This window comes from Phenylobacterium sp. LjRoot225 (assembly GCF_964252855.1).
Classification (GTDB): Bacteria; Pseudomonadota; Alphaproteobacteria; order Caulobacterales; family Caulobacteraceae; genus Phenylobacterium.
On sequence record NZ_CAXUPL020000003.1, the window covers coordinates 852,378 to 870,786 of the forward strand.

Below are 18,409 nucleotides of genomic sequence, written 5' to 3' on the forward strand. Positions count from 1 at the left end.
ATTCAACGCCGATCGGGCGATATCGCCTTGCGGGCAGGGCCATCATCTTGGCTCAATCTTTCGTGCGTTGAGCGCTGACCTGTCCGTCGTGACTGGCGCCCCGTCCTCGAGGTCCCGATATCTTCAGCGAAAGGCGGTGATCGCGCCATGTTCGAGAATCTGCGGATCGGCCTGAGCTGGCTTCGCTCCGCCGTGGCCTGGTGGGTGGTCGAGGTCGTCCTGTCGACCTACCAGCGCCTGGGCGGCGTCTGCAGCAAGCTGCGCAGGCCCCACGCCATTAGCGATGTCACAAAGACTTCGTAAAATATTCACACAACCTTAAGGCGTGTATAAACGCAAAGTTAGGGTTGGAAACAGCATCTCTGCGCGCCTGTTGGAGTGCGGAATGACGCTTCTTTTCGATATCGCGCCCTATGCCGAGCCGGTCGCCGCCGATGTCGCCGGGCGCGAGATCTACAAGCGGTTTCAGGATGAGCCGGACACCCTGGTGATCGCCGTGGTGGACGCCGCCAATCGGCCGATCGGCCTGATCGACCGCAATAACTTCCTGGTGCGGATGGCGGCGCAGTACGGCTACGCCCTGTGGTCGGGCCGTCCGGTCTCCTTCTGGATGCAGACCGACCCGGTGATCGCCGACGGGGAGATGACGGTTGCGGAGTTCTGCGGCCGGGTGCTGGAGGAGCGGCCCTCGGAGCTGTTGCAGGGCTTCATCGTCACCTGCGGCGGGCGCTACGCCGGCGTCGGCACGGCGCTCGCCCTGCTGCAGGCCACGGCGACCGCGACCGCCACCTACGCCGGCGAGATGAGCCGGATGGCCGAAGAGGCGCAAGGCGCGCTGGCGGCCAAGGAGCGGTTCCTGGCGGTGATGAGCCACGAGATCCGCACGCCGCTGAACGGCGTGCTGGGGGTCGCCGAAATCGTCCGGCGCAAGTCGCATCAGGCGGACCTCGCCCCCTTCATCGACACCATCCTCGATTCCGGCCGCACGCTTCTGCGGCTGTTGAACGACGCGCTCGACCTTTCGCGCGCCCAGGCCTCGGGGCTCGAGCTGCAGGAGGAGCCGCTGGCGGCGGCGACCCTGCTGGACGACGTGATCGGTCTCTGGTCGGCCCACGCGGAGCTGAAGGGCGTCCGCTTCCATGCGGCCTATGAGGGGCCGAAGGACCTCTGGCTGCTGGCCGACCGCGACCGGCTGCGCCAGGTGCTGAACAATCTTGTCGGCAACGCCCTGAAATTCACCGCGATAGGCGCCGTCGAGGTGCGCTTGCGGGCGGTGGTGGAGGGCGATTGCGCGCGGCTGACGGGTGAGGTGTCCGACACCGGCCCGGGCGTTCCGGCCGAGTTGCGCGAGGCGATCTTCTCGCCCTTCCACCAGGCCGAGGCCGGCGTGCGGCTCGGCGGGGCGGGGCTGGGCCTGGCGGTCTGCCGGCAGATCGTCGAGCGGATGAACGGGACGATCCGGGTTCTGGAGGCTCCCGGCGGCGGGGCCTGTTTCGTCTTCGAGGCGCCGCTCTACCATGTTCCCGCCCCCGCGGCGGCCGAGGCCCCCGGCTCGCCGGTCGAGGCCGCCGGCGGGGCGCTGCACGTGCTGATCGTCGACGACAATGCGACCAACCGGTTGGTGGCGGCGACGCTCTGCGAAATGTTCGGCTGCACCAGCGAAATGGTGGGCGACGGGGCGGACGCCGTCGCCGCGGCGGCGACCGGGCGCTTCGACCTGGTGCTGATGGACATCAAGATGCCCGGCATGGACGGGGTCGAGGCGACCCGCCGGATCCGCTCCGGCGGCGGCGCGTGGAGCCAGGCGCCGATCATCGCCCTGACCGCCAACGCCGACCCCGCCGACGCGGCCTTCTACCGGGCCAGCGGCATGAACGGCGTCGTCGAGAAGCCGCTGAAGCCCGAGCGGCTGCTGGCGGCGATGAGCGCGGTGCTGCAGATGGATCCGGCTGAGCCGGTGGAGTGCGCGGCCTGAGCGCCGAACGGCCCCCTCAGCCTTCCTTGAAGCATTCCTGATACAAGCCGGCCGTGCTGGCGTCTCGGCCGGCTCGCAGGATCAGCCTTCGCAGATGTGCGGAGGTGATCATGAGATATCCAATCGACGAGCCGATTGACGCCGATTTCGAGGTCCTGAGTTCGGGCCCGCCGAGGTCTGCGCTGCGCGTGACCCTGGACCGGCTGGTCTTCGCCACAATCGCGGTCGTGCTCACCTGCATCTTCGCCGCCATCTGCGCCGGGGCGGCCCTCGGAGCCGCCTTCCTAAGCTCACGCTGACGGGTCTAGCGGCGTCCGAACAGCCGCTCGATGTCGGCGAGCTTGAGTTCGACATAGGTCGGCCGGCCGTGGTTGCACTGGCCGGAATGAGGCGTGGCCTCCATCTGCCGGAGCAGGGCGTTCATTTCTGGAGCCGTGAGGCGCCTTCCAGACCGGACCGAACCGTGGCAGGCCATGGTCCCGCAGACCTCCTCCAGGCGCTCCATCAGCGCCAGCGCCTGGCCGTTCTCGGCGAGGTCGTCGGCGATGTCGCGCACCAGGCCCTGGACGTCGGTCGCGCCCAGCAGGGCGGGGGTTTCGCGGACCAGGACGGCGCCGGGGCCGAAGGGTTCGAGCAACAGGCCGAGCAGCGCCAGCTCCTCGGCGCGCGCCGAGACCCGTTCGGCCTCAGCCGGGTCGAGCTCGACCACCTCGGGCAGCAGCAGCGCCTGGCGGGCCACGGCGCCGCCGGCCATCTCGGTCTTCATCCGCTCGTAGACCAGGCGTTCGTGGGCGGCGTGCTGGTCGACGATGACCACCCCGTCGCGGGTCTGGGCGACGATATAGGTCTCATGCACCTGGGCCCGCGCCGCGCCGAGCGGGAAGTCCACGGGGTCGATCACCGGCGCCATGCCAGGCTCCGCCACGCCTTGGGGCTCGTAGGCGGGTTCGGCGCGGGCGGAGACCTCGGTCAGGCCGGGCAGGGTCTGCAGCGCCGCAGCCAGGCCGCCGCCGCCGCCGCTGGGCGTCCAGCCGCCGGCGGCCCAGCTGGAGAAGCCGCCCCCGGCGGGCGGCGGCGTATAGCCCTGGCCCGGCTGTCCCTGCGGCCGGAAGCCGCCGAGCGCGGCGGAGGCCACTGTGGTCGAGGCGCGGTGGCCGGCGCTGGCCAGCGCATGGCGCAGGCCGCCGACGATCAGGCCGCGCACCAAACCGGGATCGCGGAACCGCACTTCGGCTTTGGCGGGGTGGACGTTGACGTCGACGTAGGCGGTGTCGAGCTCGATGTAGAGGGCGGCCAGCGGGTGCCGGTCCCTCGCCAGGAAGTCCGCATAGGCCGCGCGCAAGGCGCCTTGAAGAAGCCGGTCGCGCACCGGCCGGCCGTTGACGAACAGGTATTGGTGGGCGGCGTTGCCGCGGTTGAAGGTCGGCAGGCCGGCGAATCCCGAGAGCCGCACGCCCTCGCGTTCCTGCTCGATCTCCAGCGCATTGTCGGAGAAGTCCCGCCCCATGATCGCCGACAGCCTTGCAAGCCGCCCGTCCGGCCCCTTGGCCTCGGCGGGAAGGCGCAGGCTGCGGCGGCCGTCGAGATCGAGGGCGAAGCTCACCGCCTCGTGGGCCATGGCCTGGCGCTTGATCTCCTCGGTGATCGCCAAGGCTTCGGCGCGCTCCGACTTCATGAACTTCAGGCGGGCGGGCGTGGCGTAGAAGAGGTCGCGCACCTCGACCCGCGCGCCGTGCGGGCCCGGGAAGGCCGCCGGCGCCACGGCGGCGACCGCGCCGCCTTCCACCTGGATGGCGTAGGCTTCGCTCGCGCCGCGCGCGCGGCTGGCGATCGACAGCCGGGCCACCGAGCCGATCGAGGGCAGGGCCTCGCCGCGGAAGCCCAGGGTGATGATGCGCAACAGGTCGTAGTCGCCCTCTGCGTCGGGGCTGAGCTTGGAGGTGGCGTGGCGCTCGATCGCCAGCGGCAGCTCGTCGGCCGAGAGCCCCGAACCGTCGTCGGCGACGAGGATGCGGGTCAGGCCCCCGCCGTCGGCCTGGACCTCGACCTTGGCCGCGCCGGCGTCCAGCGCGTTTTCCACCAGCTCCTTGACGGCGCTGGCTGGCCGTTCCACCACCTCGCCGGCGGCGATGCGGTTGACGGTCTCGGGCGGCAGACGACGGATCGGCATGGGAACACTCTCGCAGACCCGCCAATATAGGACGATTCCGATAGGGTGATGGCCGTGAGAAGAGGTCTCGGATTCTTGGCTCTGACGTTGGGCGTCGTGGCGACGTCGCCGGCGGCGAGCCTGGCGCAGGGCGTCGTGCTGCAACCGGCGCCGCCGACGCAAGCCGCTCCCCAGCTCCCGGTTATCGATCCCGACGCCACCCTGGTCGAGGAGCTGGTGGTCGTGGCCCGCGACCGGGGTCCGGCCTGGTGGACGGTCTCCAACGGGACCAGCACCGTCTATGTGCTGGGCGCGCCCTCCCTGGCGCCCAAGCGCACGCCCTGGGACCTCATCACGCTCCAGCGCCGGCTGAACGGCGCCAGCCAGGTGATCCTGCCGTTCCAGGAGGTGAAGGTGCAGCTGGCCGGCTCGGTGGGCGCGGCGTGGAACCTGATGCGCCTGCGCACCGGCAAGCCGTTCGAGGAGGGGCTCGACCCGGCGGGGCGCGCCCGCTTCGCCGCGGCGCGGGAAAAGATCGGCCAGCCCGCCGGCCGCTACAAGACCAACAACGCCCTGGCCGCCGGCCTGCTGCTGGCGGGCGATTACCGCGACCATTCCAACCTGACCAACGCCGACACCGCCAAGGTGGTGAGGGCCTATGCGCAGATGGCCAAGGTCCCGGTGGTGCAGAAGAGCTACGACATCGGCCCGCTGATGGGGGCGATCCTTCGCACCCCGAAGCCCGCCGCCCGCGCCTGTCTCGACGCGGTGCTGGAGCAGGTGGAGGCGGGACCCGGCGTCACCGTCGCCGCGGCCAAGGCCTGGGCCGAGGGCGACACGCCCGGCGCGCTGGACAACGAGCGGACCTACGAACGCTGCATCAACATGGTTCCCGGCGCCCAGACCTTCGACGCCCGCACCAAGGCCGACCAGGTCGCCGCCATCGAAAAGGCGCTGAAGGCGCCCGGCCATGCGATCGCGGTGGTGCACCTGCGGCCGCTGCTGGCCCAGGGCGGCGTGCTCGATCAGCTCCGCGCCAAGGGCTACGAGGTGAAGACGCCGGGGGAGGTTTAGGGGCAGCCGAAAACTCGCGGCCGTCAAAACGATCCGTCATCACCCGGCTTGTCCGGGTGATCCATCCCAACGTCGTTCCGCAACAGCCGCGACGGGCGCCTTGGGCTGGGTGGCCCGGACAAGCCGGGCCATGACGGAGGTTTTGGAGCGCTAGGGGGCCTACAGCCCCGGCAGCTTGAAGCGCTTGTTCTCGTCGCGCTGGATGATGATCGGCTTGTCGCCGACCAGGCCGGTGATGCGCTGCTGCTCGGCGGCCGCGTCGACCGGGGCCGGGGTGGACTGTTCAGCGGCGGGCTTGCCGGCGCGCCAGAACATCACGCGGTCGGCGAAGGTCTTGTCCTTGTGGGCGATGTCGCCGAACTCGTCGTCGACGACGTAGCGGATCAGCGGGTCGGCCTTCTCGGCGCCGGCCTTGGCGACCAGGATCTTCTCGCCGTCGGAGCGGGTCTGGGACTCGCGGGCGCCCAGCAGCGCGGTGCGCGCGGCGCTGTCCGGCTGCAGTTCCTGCGGGCGGGGCTGGCCGGGCGCCGGCGGGCGCAGGGCGAAGTCCGGCGGCACGACCAGGGGAGCCTTGGTGACCACCCGGAACTCGTCGGGCGTGACCTTGCTCATGCCCAGCGCCTTGCCGGCCGACTGGCACCCGGCGAGACCCGCCGTGGCGATCAGGGCCGCAGTCACCAGAGCCGGCGTGACGAACACTCGGTTGACGCTCATGAACCTTAACAGCTCCAAAGGGCCGCCCCCGGCCAAATTCGGCGGATTAGTTACCGCAATCCTGGCCGCCGCGCCACGCGCATTAGATCGCATCCTTTTGCGCGGGCGCCGACGTCGTCTCCTTGTCCTGCAGCAGCATGTCGAGCAGCAGCAGCGCGATGCCGACGCTGATCGCCGCGTCGGCCACGTTGAAGATCCACGGGAACCAGAGCCTGGAGACATCGATGAAGTCGGCGACCGCGCCGAAGCGGATGCGGTCGATGACGTTGCCGATCGCCCCGCCCATCACCAGGCCGAGCGCGACGGCCGAGAGCTTGCGGCTCGCGTTGCGCACCCAGACGGCCAGGAAGATCGAGACGATGATCGAGAAGGCCGCCAGCGCCCAGCGGGTCGTGTCGACGTCCGCGCGCAGCAGGCCGAAGCTCACGCCGCGGTTCCAGACCATGGTCAGGTGGAAGGGGCCGGCCACCGGCGTCGTGCTCTTCATCGGCAGATCGAAGACCTGGACGATCCAGAACTTCGACGCCTGGTCGAGCGCCACCACCAGGGCCGCCAAAAAATAGGCGCCCAATCCCAGCTTGGTGAGGCCCAGCTTGGTCACGGCCTTCATGCCGCGACGGTCCCGTGAGCCGCGTCCCAGGTCTCCACCGCCTCTTCGCAGCGCAGGCAGAGCGTCCGGGGCGGAGCGACCTCCGGCAGCACGCGCCAGCAGCGCGCGCATTTACAACCGTTTGAGCGGACGGGTTCGACCGCCACGCCCGCGACCTCCGCCAGGCGGAAGGCTTCGGCCGGGCCGTCGCCGGCGACCAACTGCGCGCCGCTGGTGCGGAACACCTCGGCGGCGTCGAGGCCTTCGAAGGCCTGACGCAGCTCGGCGGACGCCACGTGGACCCGCGGGGCGGCCTCCAGGGCGGCGCCGATCCGCTTCTCGCGGCGCTCGACCTCAAGGGCGCCGGTGACCACCGAGGTCACCTGGGCGACCTTGGCCCAGCGCGCGGCCTCGGCGTCGTTGCGCCAGCCTTCGGGGGTTTCCGGCATCACCCGCAGGCAGTTGGAGCCGGCGTCGGGGAAGCGGCTGGTCCAGGCTTCTTCGGTGGTGAAGGGCAGCAGCGGCGCCAGCCAGATGGTCAGCCGTTCGAAGGCCAGGTCCATCACCGTGCGGGCGGCGCGGCGCGAGGTCGAGGCGGGCGCGTCGCAATACAGGCTGTCGCGGCGGATGTCGAAGAACAGGGCCGAGAGGTCGGTCTGGCAGAAGTCGACCAGGGCGCGGGTCACCTCCTGGAAGGCGTAGCGCTCGTAGGCGGCGCGGACCTCGCGGTCGAGCGCCCACAAACGGTGCAGCACGTAGCGCTCGAGAGGCGGCATCTCCTCGACCGGCAGCCGCTCGGCCTCGCTGAAGCCCGCCAGCGCGCCCAGCATGTAGCGGACGGTGTTGCGGATCTTGCGGTAGGCGTCGGTGGTGGTCTGCAGGATGGCCTTGCCGATGCGCGTGTCGTCGCCGTAGTCGACCATGCCGGCCCAGAGCCGCAGGATTTCCGCGCCGCTGTCCTTGATGACGGACTGGGGATCGACGGTGTTGCCCAGCGACTTCGACATCTTCTCCCCCTTCTCGTCGAGGGTGAAGCCGTGGGTCAGCACGCCCTTGAAGGGGGCGCGGCCGCGCGTCCCGGAGCTTTCCAGCAGAGAGGACTGGAACCAGCCGCGGTGCTGGTCGGAGCCTTCGAGATAGAGGTCGGCGGGCGAGCGGGTCGGCTGGCGCACATCCGGCCGGTTCTCCAGCACGAAGGCGTGGGTCGAGCCGGAATCGAACCAGACGTCGAGGATGTCCTCGACCTTCTCGTAGCGGCTGGCGTCGACCGCGTTGCCCAGGAAGTCCTCGGCGGGCCGGGTGAACCAGGCGTCGGCCCCTTCGCGGCCGACGATCTCGACGATACGGGCGTTGACCTCGGCGTCGTGCAGCGGCTGGCCGTTGTCCTTCTCGACGAACATGGCCATCGGCGAGCCCCAGGCGCGCTGGCGGCTGATCAGCCAGTCTGGGCGGCCCTCGACCATGGTGCGGATGCGGTTCTTGCCGGCGGCCGGATAGAAGGCGGTCTCGTCGATCGCCGTCAGCGCCGTCTCGCGCAAAGTGCGGCCCTCATGCACAGCGCCCGCAATGGCATGGTCCATGCGGATGAACCACTGCGGGGTGTTGCGGAAGATCACCGGCGCCTTGGAGCGCCAGGAGTGCGGATAGGAGTGCTCCAGCCGCCCGCGCGCCAGCAGGTTGCCGGCCTCGATCAGCTTGTCCATCACCGCGGGATTGGCCGGGCCGAACTTGCCGGCCTTCTTGCCCTCGGTCTCCAGCACCTTCAGCCCGGCGAACAGGCCGACGTGCGGATAGTAGGCGCCGTCCGGATCGACGGTGTCGGGGATCTCGCGATGGCCGTGCGCCAGCCAGACCATGTAGTCGTCGACGCCGTGGCCGGGGGCGGTGTGCACGAAGCCGGTGCCGGCGTCGTCGGTGACGTGGTCGCCCGCCAGCATCGGCACGCCGAAGCTGTAGTAGCGGTCGAGGTTGGCCAGCGGATGGGCCAGCTCCATGCCCTCGCAGTCGACGCTCTCGACCTTGCGGAAGCCGGCGACCTTGGCCGCCTTCATCACCTCGTCCGCCAGCTTCTCGGCGACGACCAGCTTGTCGCCCGGCTTGGCCCAGGGCTCGAAGGCCAGGTCCGTCTCCATCGCCTCGACCTCATAGACGGCGTAGGCGATGTCCGGGTTGTAGCTGACGGCGCGGTTGGCCGGGATGGTCCAGGGCGTGGTGGTCCAGATCACCACCGCGGCGTCCTGGGCGGCGTCGGAGCCTTCGACCACCGGGAACTTCACCCAGACGGTGGGGCTGACGTGGTCGTGGTATTCGACCTCGGCGTCGGCGAGCGCCGTGCGCTCCACCGGGCTCCACATCACCGGCTTGGAGCCGCGATAGAGCTGGTTCGAGGTCAGGAACTTGTGGAACTCGGCGACGATGGCCGCCTCAGAGGCGAAGTCCATGGTGGCGTAACGGTTGGCCCAGTCGCCGGTCACGCCCAGGCGCTGGAACTCGCGCATCTGCTCGCCGATCCAGTGGCCGGCGTAGTCGCGGCACTGCTGGCGGAACTCGGCGACCGGGACGTCGTCCTTGCGCCGGCCCTTGGCGCGGTACTGCTCCTCGATCTTCCACTCGATCGGCAGGCCGTGGCAATCCCAGCCGGGCACGTAGTCGACGTCGAAGCCCAGCGCGAAGCGCGAGCGGACGACGAAGTCCTTGAGGATCTTGTTCAGCGCGTGGCCGATGTGGATGCCGCCATTGGCGTAGGGCGGGCCGTCGTGCAGCACGAACAGCGGCGCGCCGGCCTTCTGACGCTCGGTGCGGATGGCGTTGTAGAGATCGATCTCCCGCCAGCGGTCGAGGATCTGCGGCTCGAGCTTGGGCAGGCCGGCGCGCATCGGGAACGGCGTGTCCGGCAGGAAGACGGTTTCGCGATAGTCGCGGGTCTCGGAATTGGGCGTGTCGGCGTCGTCGGCCATGGGATGTTCCAGCTTGGCTCGGAAGGTGGGGTGCGGGGCTAGACCCGGCGCGCGCTGGGACGATCTCGTCCGACGACGTCACGCCGGGCGGGTAATTCGCAGCTCTTTCCGACCCGAATTCATGGGCAGGCTCTAACAGAGGTGGACCGCGAACCCAAGCGCCGGCGTGGCGGAAGCGGCGGCCGAACGCCCCCTATGCCGGCTCCATCGCCTCGCGCTCGCAGAAGGAGGCCAGGCCCTCGAGCGCGGCCGCGCAGTCGCCGCGCAGGGAAGAGCCGTGCATCACCGCCAGCGTCGTTGGCTTCAGCTCCGCCAGGCCGCGCAGGATAGCCGCGGTGCCAGGCGCCAGCGTCATCGCCCGGAACATCCGCTCGGCGTCGAGCGCGGGACCCAGAATGTCGGCGTCGGTCAACGGCGGGCCGTCGCCGACATGGGTCAGGAGGTCGCCGGAGAACAGGGTCCCGGTGGTTTCGTCGAAGAAGAGGCCGGCCTCCCAGCCGTGCGGCACGTGCGGGGTGGAGATCCAGCGCATCCGGCGGCCGCCCAGGTCCATCACTTCGCCCTCGGCCAGCGGCCGCGGCGGTCGGTCGGCGAGATCGTTGATCGAGACTTCGCAGCCCAGGCCGCCTTGCACCACCTGGGCCTGGGGGGCGGCGGCCAGCCAGAGGTTCATGGCCCCGCACTCGTCGGCCTCCACATGGCCGAAACTGATCCAGCGCAGCCGCTCCGGCGGCATGATCCGGCTCACCGCCTCGGACAGCAGCGGAAACAGCTGGCGCTGCCCGCAGTGGAAGAGCATCGGCTCGTCGCCGTCGATGAGGAACTGGTTGAAGGTGAAGCCGGCGGGCGGGGCGACCTGGGCGACCCAGGTCGACAATCGATAGACGCCCGCGGCGATCTCGCTGATCTGCGTCTGCATCGCCAGATCCTCCCGTCGCCAAGCAAGAGTGGGCTTGAGCAGGTCATTGTTCAAGGCGCGGACGCTTGAGCTGACAAGCCGGGGGGCATCACGTTTTTGCGGCGGGCCCGGAAACCCCGCCGAGGCTCAGGCGCCCAGCAGCGTTCGGGCGGCCTGGGCGTCGGCCAGGACCTGGGTGACCATGGTCGGCAGGTCGGGGAACTTCTCTTCCGGGCGCAGGAAGGCGATCAGTTCGGTCTCGATGACCTGGTCGTAGAGGTCCTCGTCGAAGTCGAACAGCCAGACCTCCAGCACCGGGTCGGTGTGGCCCTCGATGGTCGGGTTGACCCCGATGTTGGCGACGCCCGGAAGCTGACGGCCGTCGGGCAGGCGGGTGCGCGTCGCATAGACGCCGAAACGCGGGACCACATAGCCGGCGATGGAGACGTTGGCGGTGGGAAAGCCGAGCTTGCGGCCGAGCTGGCGGCCGCGCTGGACCGCGCCCTCGATGGCGAAGGGGCGGCCGAGGATTTCGGCGGCTTCCTGCGGCCGGCCCTCGCGCAGCGCCTCGCGGATCCGCGTCGAGGAGAACTTGTCGCCTTCGCCGCCCGTCACCGCCGGGGCGACCGAGACGCCGAAGCCCAGCTCCTGGCCGTAGGCCTGCATGGCGTCGGGCGAGCCGCTGCGGTCCTTGCCGAAGGTGTTGTCGAAGCCGACGGCGATGTGCCGGGCGCCCAGGCCCTGGGCCAGCACCCGCGAAGCGAACTCGCGGTCGCTCATCTCGGCGAGCTCGGGTTCGAGCGGCAGGACGTAGAGCACCTCGACGCCCAGGGTTTCGAGGGCGCGCGCCTGCTGGTCGCGCTTCTGCAGGGCGAAGGCCGGCTGGTCGGGATGGAAATAGGCCCGCGGGTGCGGATCGAAGGTGATCACCGCCAGCGGGGCGCCGAGCGCCTTGGCCGCCTCGGCGGCGAGATCGATCACCCGCTGGTGGCCGCGGTGCACGCCGTCGAAGCTGCCGACCGCGATCGCAGCCCCCCGGTCAGAGGCGGGCAGGTCCTTCCAGCCCCGGACGACGCGCAACCGTCTCATGCGGGGCGCCTCGGGACCATGATCAGCGCCTCGCCGTCCACCACCACCTTGCCGTTGACCTCGCACACGGTGGCCAGGGTGGCGTGGGCGCGGGAGGCGTTCAGCGTCTTGATCGTCACGCGCGCCGTCACCGAGTCGCCCAGGCGCACCGGCCGGCGGAAGGTCAGGCTCTGCTTCAGATAGACGACGCCCGGGCCCGGCAGCTGGGTGCCGACCACCGCCGAGATATAGGCGGCCGCCAGCATGCCGTGGGCGATTCGCCCGCCGAAGGGGGTGGTCTTGGCGTAGGCCTCATCGAGGTGGAGCGGATTGACGTCGCCGGACAGCTCGGCGAAGGCCTCGATCACGGCGGCGCTGGCCACGCGGGTGTGCTCCGCGCTCTGACCCTCGCTCAGATCCTCGAAATAAAGGCCCTGCACTCTGAAGCGCTCCTCGCCAGCGTTCCGTCTCCCTTAAGGGACAGCAGCCCCCCTTACCAGATGAGAGGGGGCTACCAGACGAGGTCGGTCATGGCGAAGCGGGCGTGCAGGCCTTCCTGGCGCAGCAGGTCGGCGACGACGTCGGGCTTAAGGCCCCCCGCGCCCACCGCCTCGGCGGCGTGGATGCCGCGGGCGATGAAGAGGGCGTCCAGGTTCTGGGCGTTGGCCCCGCGGATGTCGGTGGGCAGGCCGTCGCCGACGCAGAGCACCCGCGTCCTGTCGAGCGTCGCCGGCAGCCGGCTGGCCGCCTCGGCCAAAGCCAGGTCGTAGATCGCCGGATAGGGCTTGCCCGCCATCAGCACCTTGCCGCCCAGGCTCTCGTACAGCTGGGCGAGCGCGCCGGCGCAATAGATCAGGGTGTCGCCGCGCATCACCACGATGTCGGGATTGGCGCAGATGAACTCCAGGCCGCGGGCGACCGCGCCGAGGAAGGCCTCGCGATAGTCCTCCGGCTCGTCTTTGACGTCGTCGAACGGTCCGGTGCAGGCGATGAAGGCGGCCTCGTCGAGCCCCGCCTCTTGTAGCGGGAGGCCCTCGTAGAGCGGCCAGTCGCGCTCGGGGCCCAGCTTGTAGGCCGGTCCCGGCGCGCGTTCGTTCAGCAGCTCGCGGGTGGCGTCGCCGGAGGTCACCACGCGCGACCAGGCCTCGCGCGGGACGCCCAGGCTGTCGAGCTGCTCGACGATGGGGGCGTTCGGACGCGGGGCGTTGGTCAGCAGGATCACCGGTCCGCGCTCGGCCTTGAAGCGGACCAGCGCCTCGCAGGCGTCGGGGAAGCTCTCGCGGCCATTGTGGACCACGCCCCAGACGTCGCAGAGCAGGACGTCGTAGCGGTCGGCGATCTCGGACAGGCCCGAAGGCAGGGCGGGGAGGGTCATGCGCGGGCGGTAGCTCTCGACGGTCGCCGGGTCAATGCGTCCGGGCACGGACCCGGCACGGAGGTGGCTCGTGACGACCTCATCAGGCGATGAGAGGTCTTGGAATGACGCAGTTTAAGGCGCTTCGCCTACTGGACCGCGCCTGTAGAATTCAGGGTAAAGGCAGAAATTCTGCGACGATCGGTCAGCGTCTTTTGAAGAAGATTTTATGACATCATCGGACAGTCATGGAATCTCTGTAACTCCAGCGGCGCCGGCGAACAGACTAAGAGAATCCGGCTTCATTGAAACAATGTGGGCCGTATCCGGGGCGGGGTACGAGACGGCCGCCTGGTGATCCGGCTCCTATGTCTTGGAGCGGAGAATGATATACTTAGCTGATTTTGTAATGGCGGCCGCCCTCGTATCGGCGGCGATTCCGAACGTCAATCCTGGCCCGGCCGTGTCGGCAGAGACGCTTGACGCTCCGCAGGTCTCGCCGTCTGCGGAGCAGACGGTGCACATCAGCGTCCTCACCTACAATGTCCATGGACTGCCCTGGCCTTTGACGGGCGGGCGCGGCGCCGCTCTGCGGGCGATCGGCCGCGAACTCGCGGCGCAGCGGGACGTCGGCCTGCAACCCGATGTCGTCCTCATCCAGGAGGGCTTTCGCGATGAGATCGCCGATCTCGTCAAGCTGAGCGGCTACCGGTTCTGGGCGCAGGGGCCGAGCCGGCCCGACCGGGCGCCCAAGCCGCCGCCCGGGGGACGCTCCTACCCGTCGGTGCGCTATCCTCTGGCCGGGGAGGGATGGGGGAAGTTCACCGGAAGCGGACTGCACATCCTGAGCGATCTGCCGATCGTCGCGGTGCAGAGCGAGCCCTACCGGGCCTGCGCCGGCCTGGATTGCCTGGCGAACAAGGGCGTCATGCTGGCCCGGCTGGTCTTGCCGAACGGGGCTGGCGAGGTCGACGTCGTCAACACCCATATGAACGCCAAGAAGGCGTCCCGTACGCCGCCCGGGCGGGCTCTGCGCGCCCATAACCGCCAGACCGAGCAACTCGCCGCCTTCGTTCAGCGCGAGCACGCACCGGATATCCCCCTGCTGGTCGGGGGAGATTTCAATGTGAAAGGGGCGCCGACCCGCTATGACTATGAGGCGCAGGCGCGCCCCTATATGGTGGTCAGCGAGTTTTGCGACGCCCTTGACGCGCGCTGCGAGGGCCAGGCGCCGGCCGCGGCGCAGAAGCCCTGGCTGCGCTCGCAGGATCTGCAGGCCTTCCGTCACGGAAAGCCTGTGGGCGTCAGGCCGGTCAGGGTCGCGACCGTCTTCGACGCCACGCAGGGCCGGCAAGCGCTTTCGGACCACGCCGGCTATCTCGTGCGCTACCAGTTGAACTGGTCGCCGACGGACCTGGCGCCGGAGCCTGCGCCGCCCGCCGTCGAGGTGAAGCCGACGCTTGGGACCTGGGGCGTCAAGGTGTCCTGGCGGCGCTGAGCCTGCGTTCGCTCTTCATGCGGCCGTCGTGTCCATCGGTCGGAGCTCGGACAGCATGGTCGGGATGAGCTCCGAGACCGTCGGATGAATGTGCATGGCGCCACGGATCACCGTCCAGGGCGCCTTCGCGTACATCACGTCGAGAATCGAGTGGATCACCTCGTCGCCGCCGACGCCGAGGATCGCGGCTCCGAGGATGGCGCCGGTCTCGGCGTCGACGGCGATCTTCATGAATCCTTGAGTCTCGCCCTTTTCGACCGCGCGTCCGACGCGCGTCATCGGCCGCTTGCCAATGAGCGTCTTCCGCCCGCTCTTGCGGATCTCTTCCTCCGTCATTCCGGCCCGACCGAGCGGCGGATCGACGTACAGTGCGTATGCCGTGATCCGATCGCTCACACGGCGCGGATCGTTCTCGAGCAGGTTCGCGATGACGATCTCGCCGTCGTTGTACGCCGTGTGCGTGAAGGCGCCCTTGCCGTTGCAGTCGCCGAGCGCCCAGATGCCCGGGACGTTCGTGCGGAGCTGGTCGTCGACCACGACGTAACCTCGTGCGTCGACAGCGACGCCCGCTTCGTCGAGTCCGAGATCGTCGGTGTTGGGTCGCCGGCCGACGGCGAGCAGCACGTGCGAGCCGTGCACTTGAGGCGCACCGGAGGCGCAGTCGACGTCGGCTATGATCTCGTCGCCACGCTTGGCGAAGCCGATGCATCTGGCGTCCAGGCGCACCTCGACGCCCTCGCTCTCGACGATCTCCCGGATCGCGGTCGACACGTCTTCGTCCTCGCGGGCGATGAGCCGCGGCCCCATTTCGAGGATCGTGACCTCGGCGCCGAAGCGCCGAAACATCTGCGCGAATTCGAGACCGATGTAACTGCCGCCGACGACGATCAGGCGCTTCGGCAGGAAATCCACCGACATCATCGAGCTGTTGGTGAGGACGTCGATCTCGCGAATGCCCGGCATGTCCGGCACGAACGCCCGACCGCCGACGTTCAGGAAGATCTTGTCGGCCTGCAGGCGTTCTTCGCCGACGCGCACCTCGTGTGCGGATTCGAACCGGGCGTGGCCCCGGTAGACGGTGCAGTTCTCCATGTTCTGCAGCCAGTCTTCGAGACCGGTGCGCGATTGCCCGGAGACCGCGTCCTTCCGCGCCTTCACACGCTTCATGTCGACGCGGAACGGGCCGACGTCGACGCCGTACTCGGCGGCGCGGGCGGCCATGCGCGCCGCGTAGGCGCTCGCCACCATCGTCTTCGTCGGAATGCAGCCGGTGTTGATGCAGGTTCCGCCGATGAGGTTCCGCTCTATGACCGCGACCTTCATGCCGGCGCCCGCGAGACGGGAGGCCACGTAAGGGCCGCCCTGGCCGACGCCGACGACGATCGCGTCGTAGCTGGTCACTTCGGCAGTTCCGTACCCGACTGCTCCGCCACCATGTAGGCGGCGTACCAGTCGGGCCAGTCCTCGTCCCTGTGACCGAGGCCCGCCTCGTACGCGCCGTGCGCGTGCTCCGCGCGGCGGAACGCGCTCGCCAGATCGTTCGACGACGCGAAGGTCGTCGCTGTGGAATCGATGCGACCCGCCAGGCGCGTCGTGACCTCCTGGAACAGCCAGCCGTTGCCGTCCGGATCGCGGAACGAAGCGAAGGAGCGGTAGCTGCCGTGCTCGGGATCCGGACCGCTCGCGCGATCGCGCCCGAACAGATAGGGCTCGTCGGGACCGGCGTACACGCCGGCGCTGTGGAACACCTCACTGACCGCGACGCCACGGTCGAGCAGCTCTTTGCGTGCGGCGTCGATGTCGGAGACGACGAGGTACAGGCCCTGGGCGGAGCCGGGCGCCGCCGCGGTGACGTCCTTGCCGAAGATGACCGAGCACCCGGAGCCGGGCGGCGTGAACTGGAGCACGCGGAAGGCTTTTCCGTCGTCGAAGTCGGCGTCGAGCCTCCACCCGAGTTGCGCGTAGAACGCCTTCGCGCGGTCGACATCCGATACGGGGATGACGACGATCTCGAGCTTCATGTCGTTGTTGGCCTTCGTCGCGCTCATCCCGGCCTCCTGGGGTGTGGGCGAGGTTGGTTGGCCTCGACCAGGTGCGTCGAAAGCGACCTACAAGCTGCCGAATGTCCCGCGGCGTCAAGAGAACGCTGCTCGATGAACTCTGGGTCGTGAGCTTCTCAGCTCTGCGCAGGAGCTAGTACCGGCCGCCCATCCGTCGCAGCGGGGCCGGTCGGCCCAGGGTAGGGCCGGAGGGGGAACCGGTCTCGGCGAGGACGGAGTCGCGGATGGCGCGCGGCTCGCCGAACAGGTTGCCCTGGCCGAGCGGGATGTTGAGCTCGAGGATATCGACCACCTGCCGCTCGTTCTCGACCTTCTCGGCGATCAGCTGCATGCCGTAGCGGCGGGTGAGCGAGGCGAAATCCTCCGCCGCCAGGTCGGGCATGGCCCGCAGCACCAGCCGGCCGTCCAGCTCCACCAGCTCTTCCAGCAGCATCTGGGCGCCGACCTTGACGAAGCTGACGTCGGCGCGGGCGAAGTCCTGCAGGTCGAAGTCGAGGTCGGTGATCTTGTCGATCGAGAAGCGGAACCCGAGGTCGGCGAGCCGGCCCATGTTGCGGTTCTCGACCGGGCCGCGGGCGTCGAAGGCGGCCTGGCCGACCTCGAAGATCAGGGCGTTGGCGAGATCGCGGTTGGCGGCGAGCAGCTCCAGGAACTGCGGGAAGAACTCGTCGTCCCCCAGGCTGGACATGGAGATGTTGCAGAAGATGCCGATGCGCCGGTCCTGCTTGGCCAGCCGGCGCACGATCTGCACGCAGCGGAACAGCAGCAGGTTGTCGATGGCGGTGACCAGGCCGCCGGGCTCGGCGACGCTGAGGTACTCCGTCGGCATCATCACCCGGCCGCTCTCGTCGCGCAGGCGGGTGAAGCTTTCGTAGAAGACGGTCTTGCGCTGCGGCAGGGCGACCACCGGCTGCAGGTAGAGGTCGACCCGGTTCTCGGCCAAGGCCTCGCGGACCGTGTCCAGCAGGGTGGCGGTCATCATGGGGGCGGACTGGCGATGGGCGGAGTTGTGGCCCATCCTGCCGGCATAGGCGGGGGAGATCTCGGCCGCGGTGGGCGCACGACTTTGCAGCTTCTGGACCAGCTGCTCCAGCATCTCCACCTCGTCGGTGAGCGCCTCGCCGCGGCTCATGTCATCGGCCACGGCGCCGGCCATGTCGGTGACGCGGGTGTCGAGCCGTTCGACCTGGTCGAGCAGCAGGATGTGGGCTTCGCGCAGCGAGTCGAGATCGGAGCGGATGGAGCCGTGGTCGAGGGCGCGTTCGATCAGCCCGTGAAAGGCGAAGCAGAGGCCAAGGCCTCCGACCAGGGCCGCAACGCCCGCACCCCAGCCGCCGCCGTTGCGCCACAGGGTGAGCGCGACGATCAGCGAGAGGCAAAGATAGGCGCCGCAGAGCAGCGCAAGGGTGAGCCGTCGCATCATCCCACCATCCGAATCGAGACGAAGTATCGGCTAGGGACTCACACGGTGTCGAACGGATTAACCGTCGCACCCCCTTCGGCTGTCATCCCGGTTTTCGCGCCAGCGAAAGACCGGGAACCATGAACACCGAATTCGTCGAGAATTCTCGATGCGCGCCGTGTTCATGGATCCCGGACAAGCCGCTCGCGCGGCTTTCCGGGATGACATTGTGGGCAGACGGTTACTTCGCAGCCTGGTTCATCGCCCAGCTGACGCCATAGGGGTCGCGCAGGGCGCCGAAGAGGTCGCCCCAGAACATCTGCTGGACGGGCGTCACCACCTCGCAGCCGGCGTCGACGGCGCGCTGGAACTCGGCGTGGATGTCGCGGGCGATCAGCACCAGGCTGAACCCTTGCGGAGCGACCTTGGGCTGGCCGTGCTCGGGGTAGAAGTCGCTCAGCATCACCGACGAGCCGTTCACATAGAGGTGGACGTGCATGGTGCGGCCCTGGTCGTCCGCCGGCTGCTGGGCGGCGAGCTCGGCCCCGAAGGCCTTCTTGTAGAATTCGGCGGCGGCCAGGGCGCCGTCGACGTTGAGATAGGCGACCACGCCGCTCTTGGTCGGCGCGGTGACGGGGGTTTCGGCTTCCAGAACGCTCGACATCTCAGGG

General features: G+C 69.2%; 17 protein-coding genes. 5 read left to right on the plus strand and 12 right to left on the minus strand.

The features are described 5' to 3' along the window. Nucleotides 1-147: 147 nt before the first annotated feature. The 3 genes from ACSQ2B_RS19260 (at nt 148) to ACSQ2B_RS19270 (ending at nt 2,274) form a co-directional block, all read left to right on the plus strand. Nucleotides 148-303: a hypothetical protein gene (locus tag ACSQ2B_RS19260; protein ID WP_436052305.1), complete on the plus strand. Its 156-nt coding sequence runs from the start codon at nt 148-150 to the stop codon at nt 301-303. An 82-nt stretch (nt 304-385) separates the two neighbouring features. Continuing rightward, complete coding sequence (locus ACSQ2B_RS19265; RefSeq protein ID WP_436052307.1) at nt 386-1,975, plus strand: ATP-binding protein; 1,590 nt, start codon at nt 386-388, stop codon at nt 1,973-1,975. Between the two features lie 110 nt (nt 1,976-2,085). Beyond that, complete coding sequence (locus ACSQ2B_RS19270; protein ID WP_436052308.1) at nt 2,086-2,274, plus strand: hypothetical protein; 189 nt, start codon at nt 2,086-2,088, stop codon at nt 2,272-2,274. Nucleotides 2,275-2,279: 5 nt separating this feature from the next. On the opposite strand, the gene mutL is transcribed toward ACSQ2B_RS19270, so the two are convergent. Beyond that, nucleotides 2,280-4,145 (minus strand): DNA mismatch repair endonuclease MutL, encoded by a 1,866-nt coding sequence (gene mutL / locus ACSQ2B_RS19275; RefSeq protein ID WP_436052310.1) that lies wholly within the window; start codon nt 4,143-4,145, stop codon nt 2,280-2,282. Nucleotides 4,146-4,220: 75 nt separating this feature from the next. Here mutL and ACSQ2B_RS19280 point away from each other — a divergent pair, with 75 nt between their 5' ends. Beyond that, complete coding sequence (locus tag ACSQ2B_RS19280) at nt 4,221-5,198, plus strand: TraB/GumN family protein (protein WP_436052312.1); 978 nt, start codon at nt 4,221-4,223, stop codon at nt 5,196-5,198. 159 nt (nt 5,199-5,357) lie between these two features. Here the strand turns inward: ACSQ2B_RS19280 and ACSQ2B_RS19285 are convergent, their stop codons facing one another. The 7 genes from ACSQ2B_RS19285 to ACSQ2B_RS19315 all read right to left on the minus strand — a co-directional run bounded on the left by ACSQ2B_RS19285 (nt 5,358) and on the right by ACSQ2B_RS19315 (nt 12,799). Further along, nucleotides 5,358-5,912, minus strand: a complete 555-nt coding sequence (locus tag ACSQ2B_RS19285; protein ID WP_436052314.1) for a DUF3035 domain-containing protein — start codon at nt 5,910-5,912, stop codon at nt 5,358-5,360. 82 nt (nt 5,913-5,994) lie between these two features. After that, nucleotides 5,995-6,522, minus strand: a complete 528-nt coding sequence (gene lspA / locus ACSQ2B_RS19290) for a signal peptidase II (RefSeq protein WP_436052315.1) — start codon at nt 6,520-6,522, stop codon at nt 5,995-5,997. After that, nucleotides 6,519-9,458 carry an isoleucine--tRNA ligase gene (ileS, locus tag ACSQ2B_RS19295; protein WP_436052317.1) on the minus strand — a complete coding sequence of 980 codons (2,940 nt, stop codon included), beginning with the start codon at nt 9,456-9,458 and terminating at the stop codon, nt 6,519-6,521. Before ileS ends, lspA begins: the two co-directional genes overlap by 4 nt. 193 nt (nt 9,459-9,651) lie before the next feature. After that, the gene (locus ACSQ2B_RS19300; RefSeq protein WP_436052319.1) at nt 9,652-10,377 is read right to left on the minus strand and encodes an MBL fold metallo-hydrolase; all 726 of its coding nucleotides are present in this window, start codon (nt 10,375-10,377) and stop codon (nt 9,652-9,654) included. Between the two features lie 126 nt (nt 10,378-10,503). After that, nucleotides 10,504-11,445 carry a bifunctional riboflavin kinase/FAD synthetase gene (locus tag ACSQ2B_RS19305; protein ID WP_436052320.1) on the minus strand — a complete coding sequence of 314 codons (942 nt, stop codon included), beginning with the start codon at nt 11,443-11,445 and terminating at the stop codon, nt 10,504-10,506. Then, nucleotides 11,442-11,864 (minus strand): MaoC family dehydratase, encoded by a 423-nt coding sequence (locus ACSQ2B_RS19310; protein ID WP_436052321.1) that lies wholly within the window; start codon nt 11,862-11,864, stop codon nt 11,442-11,444. The genes ACSQ2B_RS19305 and ACSQ2B_RS19310 overlap by 4 nt, the downstream gene beginning before the upstream one ends. A gap of 71 nt (nt 11,865-11,935) precedes the next feature. Then, nucleotides 11,936-12,799, minus strand: coding sequence for a TIGR01459 family HAD-type hydrolase (locus ACSQ2B_RS19315; RefSeq protein ID WP_436052624.1), 864 nt, complete (start codon nt 12,797-12,799; stop codon nt 11,936-11,938). Nucleotides 12,800-13,187: 388 nt separating this feature from the next. Between ACSQ2B_RS19315 and ACSQ2B_RS19320 the strand changes: the two genes are divergently transcribed. Next, nucleotides 13,188-14,276 (plus strand): endonuclease/exonuclease/phosphatase family protein, encoded by a 1,089-nt coding sequence (locus tag ACSQ2B_RS19320; RefSeq protein WP_436052323.1) that lies wholly within the window; start codon nt 13,188-13,190, stop codon nt 14,274-14,276. 15 nt (nt 14,277-14,291) lie between these two features. On the opposite strand, the gene ACSQ2B_RS19325 is transcribed toward ACSQ2B_RS19320, so the two are convergent. The 4 genes from ACSQ2B_RS19325 to ACSQ2B_RS19340 form a co-directional block, all read right to left on the minus strand. Then, the gene (locus tag ACSQ2B_RS19325) at nt 14,292-15,677 is read right to left on the minus strand and encodes an FAD-containing oxidoreductase (RefSeq protein WP_436052324.1); all 1,386 of its coding nucleotides are present in this window, start codon (nt 15,675-15,677) and stop codon (nt 14,292-14,294) included. Beyond that, the gene (locus ACSQ2B_RS19330) at nt 15,674-16,324 is read right to left on the minus strand and encodes a VOC family protein (RefSeq protein WP_436052325.1); all 651 of its coding nucleotides are present in this window, start codon (nt 16,322-16,324) and stop codon (nt 15,674-15,676) included. Before ACSQ2B_RS19330 ends, ACSQ2B_RS19325 begins: the two co-directional genes overlap by 4 nt. A 145-nt stretch (nt 16,325-16,469) precedes the next feature. Next, nucleotides 16,470-17,756, minus strand: coding sequence for a flagella assembly cyclic-di-GMP phosphodiesterase TipF (tipF, locus tag ACSQ2B_RS19335; RefSeq protein ID WP_436052626.1), 1,287 nt, complete (start codon nt 17,754-17,756; stop codon nt 16,470-16,472). Nucleotides 17,757-17,979: 223 nt separating this feature from the next. After that, nucleotides 17,980-18,402 carry a VOC family protein gene (locus ACSQ2B_RS19340; RefSeq protein WP_436052327.1) on the minus strand — a complete coding sequence of 141 codons (423 nt, stop codon included), beginning with the start codon at nt 18,400-18,402 and terminating at the stop codon, nt 17,980-17,982. Between the last annotated feature and the right edge of the window lie 7 nt (nt 18,403-18,409).

Bases quoted from the DNA above. Each gene is read 5' to 3' on its own strand.
- ACSQ2B_RS19305 (WP_436052320.1), bottom strand. From the start codon at position 11,445: ATGAGACGGTTGCGCGTCGTCCGGGGCTGGAAGGACCTGCCCGCCTCT.
- ACSQ2B_RS19260 (WP_436052305.1), top strand. From the start codon at position 148: ATGTTCGAGAATCTGCGGATCGGCCTGAGCTGGCTTCGCTCCGCCGTG.
- tipF (WP_436052626.1), bottom strand. From the start codon at position 17,756: ATGCGACGGCTCACCCTTGCGCTGCTCTGCGGCGCCTATCTTTGCCTC.
- mutL (WP_436052310.1), bottom strand. From the start codon at position 4,145: ATGCCGATCCGTCGTCTGCCGCCCGAGACCGTCAACCGCATCGCCGCC.
- ACSQ2B_RS19320 (WP_436052323.1), top strand. From the start codon at position 13,188: ATGGCGGCCGCCCTCGTATCGGCGGCGATTCCGAACGTCAATCCTGGC.
- ACSQ2B_RS19340 (WP_436052327.1), bottom strand. From the start codon at position 18,402: ATGTCGAGCGTTCTGGAAGCCGAAACCCCCGTCACCGCGCCGACCAAG.
- ACSQ2B_RS19300 (WP_436052319.1), bottom strand. From the start codon at position 10,377: ATGCAGACGCAGATCAGCGAGATCGCCGCGGGCGTCTATCGATTGTCG.
- ACSQ2B_RS19285 (WP_436052314.1), bottom strand. From the start codon at position 5,912: ATGAGCGTCAACCGAGTGTTCGTCACGCCGGCTCTGGTGACTGCGGCC.
- ACSQ2B_RS19315 (WP_436052624.1), bottom strand. From the start codon at position 12,799: ATGACCCTCCCCGCCCTGCCTTCGGGCCTGTCCGAGATCGCCGACCGC.
- ACSQ2B_RS19330 (WP_436052325.1), bottom strand. From the start codon at position 16,324: ATGAGCGCGACGAAGGCCAACAACGACATGAAGCTCGAGATCGTCGTC.
- ileS (WP_436052317.1), bottom strand. From the start codon at position 9,458: ATGGCCGACGACGCCGACACGCCCAATTCCGAGACCCGCGACTATCGC.
- ACSQ2B_RS19265 (WP_436052307.1), top strand. From the start codon at position 386: ATGACGCTTCTTTTCGATATCGCGCCCTATGCCGAGCCGGTCGCCGCC.
- lspA (WP_436052315.1), bottom strand. From the start codon at position 6,522: ATGAAGGCCGTGACCAAGCTGGGCCTCACCAAGCTGGGATTGGGCGCC.
- ACSQ2B_RS19270 (WP_436052308.1), top strand. From the start codon at position 2,086: ATGAGATATCCAATCGACGAGCCGATTGACGCCGATTTCGAGGTCCTG.